At 60.2% G+C, this 12,758-nt stretch carries 10 protein-coding genes and 2 riboswitches; of the genes, 6 read left to right on the top strand and 4 right to left on the bottom strand.

From position 1 onward, the window contains the following. Window positions 1-13: 13 nt before the first annotated feature. The 5 genes from AAGW23_RS12610 (at window position 14) to AAGW23_RS12590 (ending at window position 8,692) form a co-directional block, all read left to right on the top strand. The gene (locus AAGW23_RS12610) at window positions 14-1,276 is read left to right on the top strand and encodes a DUF2254 domain-containing protein (protein WP_200639520.1); all 1,263 of its coding nucleotides are present in this window, start codon (window positions 14-16) and stop codon (window positions 1,274-1,276) included. A gap of 285 nt (window positions 1,277-1,561) precedes the next feature. Beyond that, window positions 1,562-2,971, top strand: coding sequence for a DegQ family serine endoprotease (locus AAGW23_RS12605; RefSeq protein ID WP_342406825.1), 1,410 nt, complete (start codon window positions 1,562-1,564; stop codon window positions 2,969-2,971). Window positions 2,972-3,126: 155 nt separating this feature from the next. Next, window positions 3,127-3,477 carry a hypothetical protein gene (locus AAGW23_RS12600; RefSeq protein ID WP_102836373.1) on the top strand — a complete coding sequence of 117 codons (351 nt, stop codon included), beginning with the start codon at window positions 3,127-3,129 and terminating at the stop codon, window positions 3,475-3,477. 374 nt (window positions 3,478-3,851) lie between these two features. Beyond that, the gene (locus tag AAGW23_RS12595) at window positions 3,852-6,971 is read left to right on the top strand and encodes an ATP-binding protein (RefSeq protein WP_342406824.1); all 3,120 of its coding nucleotides are present in this window, start codon (window positions 3,852-3,854) and stop codon (window positions 6,969-6,971) included. 201 nt (window positions 6,972-7,172) lie between these two features. Further along, window positions 7,173-7,270: riboswitch (glycine riboswitch) on the top strand. 4 nt (window positions 7,271-7,274) lie between these two features. After that, window positions 7,275-7,364: riboswitch (glycine riboswitch) on the top strand. Window positions 7,365-7,426: 62 nt separating this feature from the next. After that, a complete protein-coding gene (locus AAGW23_RS12590) occupies window positions 7,427-8,692 on the top strand; it encodes a D-amino acid dehydrogenase (RefSeq protein ID WP_342406823.1) in 1,266 nt (421 codons plus the stop codon). Between the two features lie 147 nt (window positions 8,693-8,839). On the opposite strand, the gene AAGW23_RS12585 is transcribed toward AAGW23_RS12590, so the two are convergent. The 4 genes from AAGW23_RS12585 to AAGW23_RS12570 all read right to left on the bottom strand — a co-directional run bounded on the left by AAGW23_RS12585 (window position 8,840) and on the right by AAGW23_RS12570 (window position 10,306). Then, window positions 8,840-9,181: an FKBP-type peptidyl-prolyl cis-trans isomerase gene (locus AAGW23_RS12585; RefSeq protein ID WP_342406822.1), complete on the bottom strand. Its 342-nt coding sequence runs from the start codon at window positions 9,179-9,181 to the stop codon at window positions 8,840-8,842. 32 nt (window positions 9,182-9,213) lie between these two features. Further along, on the bottom strand, window positions 9,214-9,567 hold the full coding sequence (locus AAGW23_RS12580) for a YkgJ family cysteine cluster protein (protein ID WP_342406821.1): 354 nt from the start codon (window positions 9,565-9,567) through the stop codon (window positions 9,214-9,216). A 71-nt stretch (window positions 9,568-9,638) separates the two neighbouring features. Further along, window positions 9,639-9,932 carry a GNAT family N-acetyltransferase gene (locus tag AAGW23_RS12575; RefSeq protein WP_342406820.1) on the bottom strand — a complete coding sequence of 98 codons (294 nt, stop codon included), beginning with the start codon at window positions 9,930-9,932 and terminating at the stop codon, window positions 9,639-9,641. A gap of 62 nt (window positions 9,933-9,994) precedes the next feature. After that, window positions 9,995-10,306, bottom strand: coding sequence for a hypothetical protein (locus AAGW23_RS12570; RefSeq protein ID WP_342406819.1), 312 nt, complete (start codon window positions 10,304-10,306; stop codon window positions 9,995-9,997). 205 nt (window positions 10,307-10,511) lie between these two features. Between AAGW23_RS12570 and AAGW23_RS12565 the strand changes: the two genes are divergently transcribed. Beyond that, window positions 10,512-12,647 carry a 4Fe-4S binding protein gene (locus tag AAGW23_RS12565; protein ID WP_342406818.1) on the top strand — a complete coding sequence of 712 codons (2,136 nt, stop codon included), beginning with the start codon at window positions 10,512-10,514 and terminating at the stop codon, window positions 12,645-12,647. Window positions 12,648-12,758: the final 111 nt, after the last annotated feature.

Genomic DNA, 12,758 nt, shown 5'->3' with positions numbered 1-12,758 from the left:
GTGTGAGTACCAAATGGTCGAGCGTTGGAAGTGGTTTGTAATCCGCATCAGTAAGCGACCCTGGTTCCGGGCCAGCCTGTATTCGGTGTTGGGAATAGCCACTGCACTGGTAGCACTGGTGGTGGCTCCCTACATCCCGGATGATCTATCAACGAAGATTGGTTCCGATGCCGTCGACAACATCCTGGGTGTACTGGCGTCCAGCATGCTGGCGGTCACCACCTTTTCCCTAAGCATCATGGTGGCGGCTTATGGCTCAGCGACGAACAATGTCACGCCACGTGCCATTTCTCTGCTGGTAGAGGACCCCACGACGCAGAACACGCTCTCCACTTTTATTGGTTCATTCATTTTCAGTCTGGTCGGCATCATCGCCTTGAGCACCGGCCTATACGGTGATAACGGCCGCGTGGTGCTGTTCGCCGCGACGATCGTCGTGGTCGCCCTGGTGCTTTACGCGCTGTTGCGTTGGATCGATCAGTTATCCGGGCTTGGCCGAGTCGCCGAAACGACGGCCCGAGTCGAGAAGGCCGCCACCCAGGCGCTGTGCCAGCGGATGGAACAGCCGTTTCTGGGCGGTCGCCCACTAGACGTCGATCCCAAAGCCCTGCCGGGCGCACGCCCGTTGTTCTCGAACAAGATCGGCTTCGTCCAGCATATCGACATGCCTGCGCTGGGCGAGCTGACCGAGACGGAGGGTTGTGCGGTCTACATCTGTGTACTTCCGGGCATCTTTGTGGAGCCCTCGCAGCCAATCGCCTGGTCGGTGGGGATCGATAAAGACTGCGACGATGCGCTGCGCGATGCGTTTGTGATCGGCGCGCAGCGGACCTTCGACCGAGACCCCCGCTACGGCGTCATAGTGATGGCCGAGGTCGCCTCGCGTGCACTGTCGCCTGGAATCAACGATCAAGGCACCGCCGTTGATGTGATTGGCCGAGGCGTTCGCGTACTGTCGCACCTGTCCAGGCCGACGCCGCCGGAAGACCCGAAGTTCGACCGGGTATTCGCGCCGGGGCTGACCGTAGCGGACATGCTCGACGATTTCTTTACGCCTATTGCGCGTGACGGTGCGGCGGTTGTCGAAGTCGGAATTCGCTTGCAGCAGGCATTTGCATCGCTTGCGCGACTTGGCGACGCGGCTATGACGCTTGCAGCGAACCATCATGCCCGGTTGTCGCTCAAACGCGCAGAGGCAGGGTTGTCGCTGCCTGATGACTATCAACGGGTTCGACAGGCAGCGCAGGAGATAGGGCTGCTAGACGTTTCGAGCTAGCGGGGTTACCGACTATCGGAGCGATCGCTCCAGTGAGTGCTGTGTGTAAAACCTTACTTTTCCTTTACGCCCGCTACACACCTAGCTGACTGTCTTACGCGTAAAGTCTGCTTCAGGCTGACGGAACAGCCAGCTCCCTTGGGTGGGTTTGCCGCAGCCCGGCTGTCAGCTTAGAGTCAGCCATTGTGCATGCGGCAACCCGCTGCTTTTTTTGACCAGGATCGGCTGTGGCGCGAGACCGGTCGTTTTTAACCCCATTTTTTCATCGTGGAGAGACCCGTCACTATGATTCTTCGTAGAAACTTCCTGGCTGCCGTGGCCGGCGTGGCGTTGTGTGGACAGACGCTCATTGCCCACGCTGACCTGCCGGACTTCACACCTCTGGTCGAGGATGCTTCGCCCGCAGTGGTGAACATCAGCACCAAGCAGAAGCAGCCGATGCGCGGCAACGCGCAGGCACAGATGCCTGATCTTGAGGGCATCCCGCCTATGTTCCGCGAGTTTTTCGAGCGTGGGATGCCTCAGCAACCCGAGCGTCGTCGTGAAGCTCAATCGCTGGGTTCGGGCTTCATCATTTCCGAAGACGGCTATGTTCTGACCAACAACCACGTTGTAGCCGACGCGGACGAGATCATGGTTCGCCTGCCGGATCGCAGCGAGATGCAAGCCAAGCTGGTGGGTGCTGACCCGCGCAGCGACGTGGCCTTGCTGAAAATCGAAGGTGACGGCCTGCCGACCGTCAAGATTGGAAGCTCCGAAGAGCTGAAAGCAGGGGAGTGGGTGGTCGCGATTGGCTCGCCCTTCGGGTTCGACCATACGGTGACTGCTGGCGTGGTCAGCGCCAAAGGTCGCAGCCTGCCGAACGAGAGCTACGTGCCTTTCATCCAGACCGACGTGGCAATCAACCCAGGTAACTCCGGCGGCCCGCTGTTCAACCTTGAAGGCGAAGTTGTAGGCATCAACTCGCAGATCTTCACCCGTTCCGGTGGGTTCATGGGGCTGTCGTTTGCGATCCCGATCGATGTTGCCATGGACGTGGCCAATCAGCTGCGCGATGACGGCAAGGTCAGTCGCGGTTGGCTTGGCGTAGTCATCCAGGAAGTGAACAAGGATCTGGCCGAGTCGTTCGGGCTTGATCGTCCCGCTGGTGCGCTCGTTGCGCAGGTGATGGATGGTGGACCTGCAGCGAAGGGCGGACTGAAAGTAGGCGACGTGATCCTGAGCGTCGACGGCAAGTCGATCGATATGTCCGGTGATCTGCCGCATCTGGTTGGCGCGATGAAACCCGGTAGCAAAGCCAAGCTGGAAGTGGTGCGTGATGGCCAGCGCAAGACGTTGAACATCAGCATCGGTGCGCTGCCGGAAGACGGTGACGTCGTGGCTTTGGCCGATGGCTCGGGTGCCAACACGCAGAGCGCCAATCGCCTCGGCGTTTCGGTCGCCGAACTGACCGATGCGCAGCGTCAGGCGCTGGAGATCTCTGGCGGCGTGGTGATTCGCGACATCAGCCAGGGCCCTGCAGCGATGATCGGCCTGCGCCCGGGTGACGTCATCACTCACCTGAACAACGAAGCGATCGATTCGGTCAAGCAGTTCACCCAGGTGGTCAAGGATCTGCCGAAGAACCGCTCTGTTTCGATGCGAGTACTGCGTGAAGGTCGCGCCAGCTTCATTACCTTCAAGCTGCCAAAGTAAGCGGTCATCAAGCAGGACCAGGAGGCCCGCCATGTGCGGGCCTTCTTGCACTTGGGAGGTGGATCGAGCGTGAGGCCAGTCTTCGCAGCGTTGGTCGCGAACTCCCCGGCCCAGTAGTGGCTCAATATGGTTTGAACCACGCTCTGGAGGCTTCCATGAATCCGTCCCTGACCTTGGGATTATTGCTAGTACCTGCGGTGGCCATGGCTGAGCCGCTGCATCTTGAACGTGAGCTGAATGACTTGCGGGTCGATGTCGAGGTCAGTGAGCTGGAGACCGACCCCGGCCCTGGTATCGAGTCCGGGCTGGTTCAGGTTCTGATCACCAATCACGAGCGCTTCAAAGTAGCGTGCCAGCTCCACCCCGGCGAAACCGAAGCCTCGCCTGGCCTGGATAGCACGCCGATCACCATCATTGCGCCTGAAGGGCGCCGTGCGCTTACGATGAGCGGCGAATACGGTGATTCAACACTGAATGCCTTGCTGACATGCATCCGAGACGAGTGACGTCGGGCAATGCGGTAATGCCAGAGGAAGGGCGTGACCGAGGACGCGCAACTCGCCCAAAACGTGCACTCGAAAAGCAGATCAGCACATGCTCCGACTGAGGGGGTAGATCGACGTTGCTACATTCACAGCCTGGGCAAAGTTCAAGCATGGGTCTGGTTCCTTCCCAATTCTGAATGTTGGGCGCTTCCGCTGGGGTACTGCATGACAGCGCACCCCCAGAGGGGAGATGGAACCTGTTTGGCACCCGGTTTTCCAATTCAGTGCGCGCCATCAACTGATCGCTTAAGCTACCGCGCTGCGTCCCATGCTGTACCCGTTTCGGCAGAAATATTTCGCGGCTGATCCGTCTGGGCGCCAAAGGACACGATATTTTGAATCAGTCAACGGGAGCCAAATTCGGACGGTCAGTACCGTTACGCAGCCGTCTATTGACCATCGCATTGGCGGGGATTCTGCCGCTGGCCCTGGTCGCGGGGCTGGGTATGCTCTTGATCGTCTCCGAACAGACAGAGCTGGCCAAGCAGCGCAGTCTTGAAGCGACACGCCTTGCCGCGACCGCCGTGGAGGTCGAATTGAGCCGGTCGCTCAATGTGCTCCAGACGTTGTCGCAGTCGCCACTTCTGGATGATGGCAATATCGATGGGTTTGTCGATGTGGTTCGCCGCGTGTTGCCGTCGGTGCCCAGCTGGTATGCCTTGCTGATCCTGAGTCCGGAAGGCGAGGTGCTAAGGCGAGTGTCGCTGCACAATCCTCCAGCTTCCAGAACCATCGCCGAGCCGCGCAGCTTCACCGAGCTGATTAGGACGGGCAAACCTCAGGTGGGTAGCATGAGCCAGGGGCCTGGCGGTGTCTGGGGTGTCCCGCTGCGTGTGCCGGTCCAGCAAGGCGACGTGGTTCAGTACGTATTGACCGCTGTCCTCAAGCCGCAAGCTGTGGCTGATGTGATTGCGAATCGGAGGCTGCCGACCGGTTGGGTCAACACCGTGCTGGACTCCAACGGAACGCGTATCGCGCGATCGCTGCACCACGAAGAGACGCTCGGGTTGCCGGCTTCACCCACACTGGCGGCCATTTTGCAGGAGAACGCAGGCGAAGAAGGGATTGGCCTCTCCAGAACCATGGAGGGCAATTCGGTCTACACCTCTTTTGTAAGATTGCAGCCGTCCGGGTGGATAGTGGCAACCGGCGTACCCACCGAGATTGTCGAAGCCGGCGCGGCGCGTGCCTATACAGTCTATGGCGGCGGGTTGCTGCTGTCACTGGTGTTCGCGGTGGCTGCGGCACTGTTCGCTACACGGCGAATCAACGTCCCGATGAGGCATTTGCGGCGAGCGGCCCAGGCTATCGGCCAGGGAGAGGCCTTTCAGGCGCCCGATAGCGAGATCGAAGAGATCCGTGAAGTCGGGCGTGCGCTGGAAAGCGCCGCGCAGGCACGGCTGTCGAGTGAGGCCGAGCGCGACAGCATGCTGTCGCGGCTGGAACTGGCGCAGCAGGATCTGACCCAGCAGGTCAGCGACCTGGAGTTGGTGCACGACCTAAGTAATCGCCTGCTGCAGATGCCTGCTCTGGATGACCAGTTGCAAGCGATCATCGACGTCTTGTGCAAGCTGCACGGCGCCGCGCATGGCCTGCTGGCGCTCAGCGACGGCGCGGCGCCCTTGCGCATTCATGCCTCGAGGGGGTTTTCGGTGGCTTCGTTGGCGCTCATGGATGATGTGCAGCCTGGCTTGGGTGCCTGTGGCACAGCGGTGCAACAAGGGACGCGGGTGGTGGTGTCCGATACCGAAGCCGACCCCCGCTTCAGCGAATTTGTCTCCGTTTCCCGCAGCGAAGGATTTCGCTCGGTTCACAGCACACCAATTCGGCACAGTGACAACAGCGTACTGGGCACGCTTACGGTGCAGCTCAAAGAGGCGCGATCGCCGACGGAACGGGAGATTCGACTGGCCGATGTGTTAGCGGGCATGGCCGCCGTGTTCATCGACCGGGCGCGGGCACAGACCAAGGCGGGGATGTTCGAGCAGCGCCTGCAGGTGGCGCTGGATTCGTCCACTGTGCCTTTTACAGTGCTGTCTCCCCATCGGAACGCAATGGGCGATGTGGATGACTTCTGCATCGATTTCATTAACCTCACCGGCGCGACCAGCCTGCGCGGGACAGTCACCGAACTGACTGGGCGGCGGTTAAGCGAGGTGCTTGGTGACGCGGCCAATCCGCAAGCGTTGGAAGTCTTGCTGGAGGTAGCGCGGTTTCAGCAACCGCGCGATTTGGAACTTCTCAGCACGGCGAACGATAGCGAACGTTGGGTGCGGGTGATCGCGACGCCATTCGATCAGCGCCTGGCCGTATGGTTCGCTGACGTATCCGAGGCCAAGCAGCATGAGCTGGAGATTCGTGAATCCGCGCGACGTAAGGATGAATTCCTTGCAACCCTCGCCCATGAGCTGCGTAACCCGCTGGCTCCGATTCGTCTGGCTGTCGGCATTTTCGGTTCTGCAGCGGCCAGCGATGTGCAAAAGCTGCGTAGCCAGCAAATCATCGAACGCCAGGTACGGCACATGGCGTTGCTGCTCGACGACCTGTTCGACATCTCCCGTATCACGCTTGGCAAGCTGACCTTACGAAAGGAGCAACTGGACCTGCGCAACGTTATCGAAGCGGCCGTGGATACTGCCCGGGAGAAGATCGAGGCGAAACATCACGAGTTGGTCGTGAAGCTGCCTGCCACGCCCATCCTGCTGGAAGCCGATCCGCTTCGCCTCGAGCAGATCCTGACCAATCTGCTCAACAACGCCGCGAAATTCACTCCCAATGGCGGTTGCATTCGCATCACTGCGGCTCGGGATGGCGAAAACGCCAGGGTCTCGGTCATTGACAACGGTGTGGGTATTGCGCATGAAAATCTCAAATTGATATTCGAAAGGTTCGCTCAGGTGCCGGTCGTCGGGTCGCACATCAACTCCGGCCTCGGCATCGGCCTGGCATTGGCCAAAGGACTGGCGAAGCTTCACGGAGCAGACCTACGGGTGCGCAGCGAAGGGCTCGGCCACGGCGCGGAGTTCAGCCTGTCCCTGCCGATTCTGTCTGCCAATACCGCCGGCGCAAGCCGTGATCTCAACGAAAGCGTCACGCTGAACAAGCGGCTCGTTCTGGTTGCCGACGATAACCAGGACATTGCCGAAACCATGGCCGAGATCTTGCGGCTAGAGGGGCACGAAGTGCACCTGGCGTTTGATGGCATCGAAGCCTTCGAGCGTTACCTTCAGCTCAAACCGGAGGTGGTTGTGCTGGACATAGGCATGCCAGGGCAACGGGGTGACGAGGTGGCGCGGACGATCCGTGCCCATCCCAGCGGTGCCAGTGTGCGATTGATCGCCATCACCGGGTGGGGCCAGCCGAGCGATCGCGAGCAGGCCTTGGAAGCAGGTTTCGACATACATATGACCAAACCCGTGGACCTGAGTCGGTTGATTGCCCTCGTGGGCGGTTGAGGTTCGGCCTGTTGAGGACTATCTTCTGTCTCGATTTCTGCGCTAGAAACGAGCATCGGCTTGCAACGCGCATCGCCTGTGAACTGTGGCGGTGCGGTATCAGTCGTCTTCAAGTGGCGGCGCCCAGCCACGGCGTGTCAGTGTTTATTGGCGCGCATTGTGCTTGTGATAAGACTGCCGTGAGCACATGTTCATGGCGATGAAGTGATATCGGGAGAGACTGCAGCGGCTTGGCCGTGTGCAGCGCCGAAGGAGCAACCGCCCCGGAAACTCTCAGGCAAAAGGACCGTTATCACGGGTGAACTCTGAAGAGCCGCCGGGCCATCGTCGCCCGTCGCACCGAAGGAGCAAGCGAGCGGCCATGCTCGTGAAACTCTCAGGTCCAGAACAGAGGGGGCGCCTGATCCGCATAGTGTGGACGGGCTCTGACCCCTTGACGTTCTGGAGCTATAAGCATGAAAACGATCGCTGTCATTGGTGGCGGTATCACCGGCATCACTACGGCCTACGCACTGGCCAAGCGCGGTTTCGCCGTCACGCTGTTGGAAAAACATCGCTACGCGGCGATGGAAACCTCGTTCGCCAACGGCGGCCAATTGTCCGCCTCCAACGCCGAGGTCTGGAATCACTGGTCAACCATCCTCAAGGGCATCAAGTGGATGCTCAAGAGCGACGCGCCGCTGCTGGTCAACCCCAAACCCAGTTGGCACAAGCTGTCCTGGTTCGCCGAGTTCATCGGCTCTATTCCGCAATACCGCCAGAACACCATCGAAACGGCTCGCATGGCTATCGCCGCCCGCGAGCACCTGTTCGCCTGGGCCGAGGAAGAGGGCATCGATTTCGACCTGAAAAAGGCCGGCATCCTGCACATCTACCGTGACAAGTCCGGTTTCGACCATGCCGGCCAGGTATCCAGCTTATTGGCACAAGGCGGGCTACCCCGGCGTAGCGTGACACCCGACGAGATGCGTGCGATTGAACCAACGCTGGCAGGGAAATACTACGGTGGCTACTACACCGAGTGTGATTCCACCGGCGACATCCACATGTTCACCAACGGCCTTGCGGCGGCGGCCATACGTTTGGGTGTTGAATGCCGTTACGGTCAGGAAGTGAAGGGCGTGTCGACTAACGGCCGCCAAGCAAAGGTGACGCTCGCTACGCCAGGTGGAGACGAATCCGAAACCTTCGATGGCGTGGTGATCTGTGCCGGTACTGCCAGCCGTGCGCTGGCGGCGCAACTGGGCGACCGGGTCAACATCTATCCGGTGAAGGGCTACTCGATCACAGTCAATCTCAATGACGATACCAGTCGCGCCTCGGCGCCTACCGTCAGCTTGCTGGATGACGAAACCAAGCTGGTCACCAGCCGCTTGGGTGACAGCCGTCTACGGGTAGCCGGTACTGCCGAGTTCAATGGCTATAACCGCGACATCCGCGCCGATCGTATTCGTCCGCTGGTGGACTGGGTGGCCGAGTGCTTCCCTGGGGTCAGCACCCAGAGCGTGGTCCCTTGGGCCGGCCTTCGACCGATGATGCCCAACATGATGCCCAAGGTCGGCCGCGGCAGTGCGCCCTGCGTGTTCTACAACACCGGCCATGGCCACCTTGGCTGGACGCTGTGCGCGATTACCGCCGACATGCTGGGTGACGTGGTGAGCGATTCGATCGGCCGCCCCTCATCGACCACCGCGGCTAGCGGACAGCCCGCCCACGCCTGAAGCCGATGACGACTGTTGCCCTGGCTACAGCCGTCATCGGTGGGAAGAGCGTCTGTTTGTGGAGCGGTTGTCGGAACAGGCCGCTCTCTATTCAACCCTTCAGCGGGCGGCTGTCGGGTTGGTATTTTCGGGCATTACCCATGGTGTTCAGTCGTCACGGGTCAGCACTTCCAACAGCTCTATCTCGAACAGCAGGTTCGAGTTCGGCGTGATGTGTTCACCTACCTGCCGTTCGCCATAGGCGAGGTGGGCGGGAACGAAAAGTCTGCGTTTGCCACCGACTTTCATGCCCATCAATCCCTGGTCCCAGCCCTTTATCACTCGGCCGGTGCCGATCAAGCATTGGAACGGCTTGCCGCGATCATAGGACGAATCGAACACGCGGCCGTCTTCGAGCTGGCCGCGGTATTGCGTGGTGATCAGGGCGCCTTTGACCACGGCCTTGCCGTCGCCAAGCTGGATGTCTTCGATCCGCAGTTCGTTGCTCATCGTGTCTCTCTTAGAGTTTTTTGTCTTCGTTGCTAGACCAGCACCTGGCGCGTGCTGGCAATCAGCTGATGCACCTGCTTTTCCACGTCGGGGGCCGTGGGATTTTCCGGGCCGCGGCCGCGCGGGCAGGGCAGGCTGGCGGTGGTGCCGAACAGTCGACAGATCAGCGGTCGCTGCTCATAGGCCTCGCAGCCGTTTGGCCCCAGGTGCACGCAATTCCAGTGGGCCAGGGCGGCGTCATGCTCGGCAACGCTCTTGTACGGCAAGCGGGCCATCTCTTCCGAGGACGCGGTGACCGGTCCGCAACAATCGTGGCAGCCGGATTCGCAGGCTAAACCCGGAATCTGGCGGCGAAGGTGATCGATCTTGCGATGGGTACAGGTCATGCGGAGCGCTTCGGTTCGGGGCCGGCATGGTACTCGCCTCAGCGATAAATGCCTGCCCCCTCGGCGTGCTTTTATCGCGCCTCGATAATGTCGTCCCAGTCGTGGTGCTTTTTCACGTACGCCGCGACAAACTCGCATACCGGCACGATGCGCTTGCCACTCTGGCGGGTGTCATCGAGCGATTCGCGAATCAACTTGCTGCCCATGCCCTGACCCTCCAGGCTTGGGTCGACCTCGGTATGACTGAATACCCGGCGATCACCGTCGTCTTCATAGCTGGCGACACCTAGCGCCTCGCCGCCAACGGCGAGGACATAGCAGTGCTGGGGCTCGTCGTGACGCACGACTGCGTTGTTGTCGTTCATTGAATTGAATCTCCGGTTGGTCTGGCCGCAGTTAGGCGGCAGGGCTGTTCAGGTGTTGAGTGCTAGAGCTCGTCGACCAGGCTCTGGCCCAGCTCGGTGCCGTGTGCCAAGGCTTCGTCATAGCTGCTGAAGTGTTGTGTCTGGTCGACGCTCACCGGGACGACGATTTCCAGATCTTTCACCACTTCAGCGCCTACGGCCCACAGCGTCTCGCCAAAGGTTTCGTACTCATACCCGGTGAGGTGCACGATTACGTCGTGATCGCGGTAGACCAGCCGATGGCTGTGGGGAATCTGATGGTTGCTGCCGCTGGGTATATGAGCCGGGGCTTCGAAGTAGGGTGCTTCGGCGTCCGGTTTGACTGCCTTGGTCATCGCTGGGCCTCCCTATGGGTTGTGTAGCTTGGGCCCGCAGTTGGCGTGCATCGTTCCGTCAAGGTGAGTGCGTGCGACAGGCGCGACATCGGCTGCTGTGGGTTGGGGTATGCGACTGAAGTAGCGCCGTATCAACCAGCAAGTCGCATGGCGGTGTGTCGAGTGGGGGATAGCATGGCCGTATAACAATACGACTGGAGCATCCATGACACGTCGCGCCAGCTTCTTTTCGCGCCTGTTGTTGCTGTTGAGCCTGCTGGCCTGCCCGACGCTGTTTGCGCAGGAGTTGGACGCGCAGATCCAGCAGCTGTTTCCCAAAGCGACGCGCATCGAGCCAAAGCAAGACGATCCGCCGGTGCACAGTGTCTACCAGTTGGACGAACTGCTCGGTTATGCCTTCGAGTCCACCGACTATTCGAATCTGCAGGGGTTTTCCGGCAAGCCGATCCGTCTGCTGATCGGCATGGACACTCAGGGCGTGCTGGCCGGGGTGAAGGTGCTTGAACATCACGAGCCGGTTTTCCTGCACGGGCTGGGCGAACAACCTCTGTTCGACTTCGTTGATCAGTACCAACAGAAATCGATCGGCATACCCATTGTGGTGGGCGGTTCACAGGGAGGGGCCAGCGCCAGTGAGTCGATTGTCCGAATCGACGGGGTGAGCAAGGCAACCGTGTCGGTGGTGATCCTCAACGAAACCGTGTTGCTCTCCGCCCTGAGCGTTGCTCGCAAGCTGCTCGAAGGGTTCGCCAGTGGTCCCTTGGCCACGGCCAAGCCTGACCTTTATGAACCGCTCGACTGGTCAGAGCTGCTGCAGCGTGGCTATCTTCAGCACTGGACGATCAGCCGCGATGAGGTCGAACGTGGCTTGGGCCATTCCATTGATGGTTACCAGGGTATCGAGCCGGAGAGCGATACCCAGGCCTTCACCGACCTCTACTTCGCGTACCTGAACGCGCCAAGCATCGGTCGCAACCTGTTGGGTGACGCAGGATTCGCCAGGCTCAACGAGGAGCTGAAAGCCGACGAGCAGGCTGTGCTGGTGCTCTCTTCGGGCATTTACCGCCATGTGCCAGACGACTTCGTGCCTGCCACATCGCCCAGCCGACTGGTATTGATGCAGAACGGTCACGCCATCGACCTCTACGACATGAACTTCAACAACGGCGCGGTGATGGAGCTGGTCGACGCACCGCTTGAAGAGGGCGAGGCGCAGATCTTCCGCATCAAGGCACATAGCGCGTTCAATCCAGCCGAGCCTGCCGGATTGCGCCTGAACGTGAACCTGCAGCGCAACCATCTGGTGCAAAGCAGCACGGACTTCACCCGTGACTTTCAGCTCAACCAGGCGCTGTTCAACATCGAAGAGGTGCAGGCTGCAGTCGAGCCGACGCCCATCTGGTTGCGCATGTGGCAGGAGCGCGTGTGGCAGATCGGCGTGCTTGGTGTGTCGCTGATCCTGCTGAGCGGGGTGTTTATCTGGCAGCACCGCATCAGCCAGCACAGCCGTGGCTTCCATCTGTTCCGCGCGGGATTTCTGTTGTTCACCCTGGTGTTTATCGGTCTCTATGCCCAGGGTCAGCTCTCGGTGGTGAACATCTTCACCCTGCTGTTGGCGCTGGGGGAGAACTTCGATATCCGAGTGTTCCTGATGGACCCGGTGATCTTCATCCTCTGGAGCTTTACCTTTGCCAGCCTGTTCATCTGGGGCCGTGGCGTATTCTGCGGATGGCTCTGTCCGTTTGGCGCGCTGCAGGAAATGCTCGGTTGGTTGGCCAAGCGCTTGCACATCCGCCAATGGAAAATCTCCGACCGCAGCCATCAGCGCTTGCAGTGGTTTAAGTACCTGATCCTCATCGGTCTGGTGCCAACCGCCTTCTATTCACTGACGCTGGCCGAGAGGCTTGCCGAAGTCGAGCCGTTCAAGACCAGCATCACACTGTTCTTCGTGCGCTCCTGGCCGTTTGTGCTTTATGCAGTGGTTCTGCTCGGGCTTGGTCTGTTCGTGCACAAGCTCTATTGCCGCTACGTCTGTCCGCTGGGCGCGGGGCTGGCGATGCTCGGCAAGTTCCACCTGTTTTCCTGGCTCAAACGCATCGACGCGTGCGGCCAGCCCTGTCAGCACTGCAAGCATCAGTGCGAGATCGGCGCCATCAAGCGAGATGGGCGTATCGACTATGACGAGTGCATCCAGTGTCTGGAGTGCATCGTCATCCTCAACAACGATGACCAATGTGTAGCAAGCATCAGCGCGCGCAAGCGAGCCGAGAAAGCGGCCCGACAGGCGCAGAGCGGGCTGATCGCCAGTGATGCCATGGTGCCGCGTGCCCCCGCCTGCTGATCGCCGCTTTTAGCTGACCGCTCGGTTCTGCAAATTCGCACAGCGCGTCTGCGTTGCTGAGTATTGTTCTCCTGGATCAGGCCGCTAGGATCGGGCGACTCGCCGTGTCGC

The sequence above is a fragment of the Stutzerimonas chloritidismutans genome, assembly GCF_038562055.1.
In the GTDB taxonomy this organism is placed as follows: Bacteria; Pseudomonadota; Gammaproteobacteria; order Pseudomonadales; family Pseudomonadaceae; genus Stutzerimonas; species Stutzerimonas chloritidismutans_A.
This window is presented reverse-complemented; position numbering and strand designations above follow the sequence as displayed.

Coding starts and splice junctions, on each gene's coding strand:
- AAGW23_RS12610 (WP_200639520.1), top strand. CDS start 14: ATGGTCGAGCGTTGGAAGTGGTTTGTAATCCGCATCAGTAAGCGACCC.
- AAGW23_RS12605 (WP_342406825.1), top strand. CDS start 1,562: ATGATTCTTCGTAGAAACTTCCTGGCTGCCGTGGCCGGCGTGGCGTTG.
- AAGW23_RS12600 (WP_102836373.1), top strand. CDS start 3,127: ATGAATCCGTCCCTGACCTTGGGATTATTGCTAGTACCTGCGGTGGCC.
- AAGW23_RS12590 (WP_342406823.1), top strand. CDS start 7,427: ATGAAAACGATCGCTGTCATTGGTGGCGGTATCACCGGCATCACTACG.
- AAGW23_RS12585 (WP_342406822.1), bottom strand. CDS start 9,181: ATGAGCAACGAACTGCGGATCGAAGACATCCAGCTTGGCGACGGCAAG.
- AAGW23_RS12580 (WP_342406821.1), bottom strand. CDS start 9,567: ATGACCTGTACCCATCGCAAGATCGATCACCTTCGCCGCCAGATTCCG.
- AAGW23_RS12575 (WP_342406820.1), bottom strand. CDS start 9,932: ATGAACGACAACAACGCAGTCGTGCGTCACGACGAGCCCCAGCACTGC.
- AAGW23_RS12570 (WP_342406819.1), bottom strand. CDS start 10,306: ATGACCAAGGCAGTCAAACCGGACGCCGAAGCACCCTACTTCGAAGCC.
- AAGW23_RS12565 (WP_342406818.1), top strand. CDS start 10,512: ATGACACGTCGCGCCAGCTTCTTTTCGCGCCTGTTGTTGCTGTTGAGC.